A 2450-nucleotide genomic window follows, 5' to 3' on the forward strand; every position below is an offset into this window, starting at 1 on the left:
ATAACTCTCGCACAACCCCGCCCTCCCCACGATTAACCTACAGAATTCCATAAAAATTCCCCTCCTCGGAGCGGCTCGCGCTCGTCGGGTTTCCCGACGGTTTAGCGAGACAAGACAGGGTGCCGCAGGCGGGGGGGGTAGCCCCCTCAACCGTAGCCAAACCAATTAAAAATTATTATAGGAGAACATTATATGACTGTTGCAGCAGAGCCACAGGCGTTAAATTTTGAGTGCGAAACTGGTAACTATCACACCTTCTGTCCGATTAGTTGCGTAGCGTGGCTATACCAAAAAATCGAAGATAGCTTCTTCCTCGTCATCGGTACCAAAACCTGCGGTTACTTCCTCCAAAACGCGATGGGCGTAATGATCTTCGCCGAACCGCGCTACGCGATGGCGGAATTGGAAGAAGGCGATATTTCCGCCCAGTTGAACGATTATGAAGAACTGCGCCGCTTGTGCGAACAGATTAAAAAAGACCGCAACCCCAGCGTCATTGTCTGGATTGGTACCTGTACTACCGAAATCATTAAGATGGACTTGGAAGGCTTGGCTCCACGCCTGGAAGCAGAACTGGGAATTCCGATCGTGACTGCTCGCGCGAATGGGTTAGACTATGCCTTTACCCAAGGTGAAGATACCGTCCTCGCGGCAATGGCAGCGCGGTGTCCCGAAAAAGCTCCCGTCGCTCAAGAAGAAAAAGACGAGCGCAATGCCATCTCCAAACTGATGAACTTCGGACGCAAGAAAGAAGACGTTAAAGCGTCGGATTCGGAGTATAAAGATCATCCCCCGTTAGTATTATTCGGCTCTTTACCAGATCCTGTCGTCACCAACCTGACATTAGAACTGAAAAAACAAGGCATTAAAGTCGATGGTTGGCTCCCCGCTAAACGCTTTACCGAGCTACCCGTACTCGAAGAAGGTTACTACGTTGCGGGTGTGAATCCCTTCCTCAGTCGCACCGCTACCACACTAATGCGCCGTCGTAAGTGTAAACTAATTGGCGCACCATTCCCGATCGGCCCAGACGGAACCCGCGCCTGGATTGAGAAAATCTGTTCGGTATTTAATATCGAACCCCAAGGATTGGACGAGCGCGAAGCCCAAATCTGGGAAGGCTTGGAAGAATACGTCAAACTGATTCGTGGTAAATCCGTCTTCTTCATGGGAGACAATCTCCTTGAAGTTTCGATGGCACGGTTCCTGATTCGCTGCGGAATGACAGTCCAAGAAATCGGCATCCCCTACATGGATAAACGCTACCAAGCAGCCGAACTCGCCCTGCTCGAAAAAACCTGTCGGGAGATGAATTCGCCGTTACCGACGATTATGGAAAAACCCGACAACTATAATCAGTTGCAACGGATTTACGAACTCAAACCCGATTTAGTCATCACCGGAATGGCTCACGCGAATCCACTGGAAGCACGGGGAATTACGACTAAATGGTCGGTCGAGTTTACATTCGCCCAAATGCACGGCTTCACTAATTCTCGCGATATTTTGGAATTAGTAACTCGTCCGCTCCGCCGGAATGACAATCTCAAGGATCTCGGTTGGGAGAAATTGGTCAGAGATGAAGCTATAGTCTAAACTAGCTGATTATTGAACTATGAAACCGAGCCTAACTATAGGCTCGGTTTTTTGGTGACTCGATCCATTTATAGATTAAAATTTTTATATCGATTAAAATTCTTATGGAGTATTACAGATGAGTCAACAACAAGATCAGATAGAAGAAGTAGTACGAAGTTTTTTAGATAAGAAAATAGACGATAGAATTGAAAATGCGGTTAACGATAGAATCGAAAAGAGACTAAGTGATATTAAATGGCTTGTTGGTAATGTTGCAGTTATTTTTACTGCTTTAATTATCGGATCTTATATTAATTTAAACAGCGAAAAGTCTTCTCTTGACACATTTAAAAAAGACTTAAAACAGGAACTAACTGGAAAATCTGGAGAAGCAAAAATAACATTATTAAACACGAATCAATCCGATCTAAAAGGAAGCAAAGTTCATGTGGCAGCAATACAACTGCTTTCAGATTCTTCCGGTAGAATGAAAAAATATCGATTGTTTTTTCCTGTGCAATACAGAAATGATGGAACTGGTATTCCTAAAAAAGTTTTTGTAAAAATATGGATTGGTGGACTTGAAACATATATTGATGACTATTATGAGGTTATAGATGAGGAAGATAAAAGCCTGACAGTATCTATAAAAGTATCATATAATCAAGAATCAACAATGGTTAATTTTCCGCCAACAACAAACAACACTGAGAATTATTATATAGATTTAGACAGAATGCCCCCGAAAAAAGTGTACAATGCAAAAATTAAATTATTTATTGGAGAAGAACAAATTAAATCATCTGAAGCTAACTTCAAGATTGTATTTGATGAAAAAACTAAATTTTTTGATTTATCACAACCTACTGAAA

The 2450-nt window shown here is 43.0% G+C and carries 2 protein-coding genes; both read left to right on the forward strand.

The genetic code is table 11. The features are described 5' to 3' along the window. The first annotated feature begins 192 nt into the window (after positions 1-192). Positions 193-1596, forward strand: coding sequence for a ferredoxin:protochlorophyllide reductase (ATP-dependent) subunit N (locus C7B77_RS28200; protein WP_106312882.1), 1404 nt, complete (start codon positions 193-195; stop codon positions 1594-1596). 118 nt (positions 1597-1714) lie between these two features. Further along, positions 1715-2450, forward strand: a 736-nt coding sequence (locus C7B77_RS28205) for a hypothetical protein (RefSeq protein WP_146138580.1), incomplete at its 3' end; no start/stop codon positions are given.

The organism is Chamaesiphon polymorphus CCALA 037, assembly GCF_003003845.1.
Lineage (GTDB): Bacteria > Cyanobacteriota > Cyanobacteriia > Cyanobacteriales > Chamaesiphonaceae > Chamaesiphon > Chamaesiphon polymorphus.

Excerpts from the sequence above, each read along its gene's own strand:
- C7B77_RS28200 (WP_106312882.1), top strand. The coding sequence starts at position 193 with ATGACTGTTGCAGCAGAGCCACAGGCGTTAAATTTTGAGTGCGAAACT.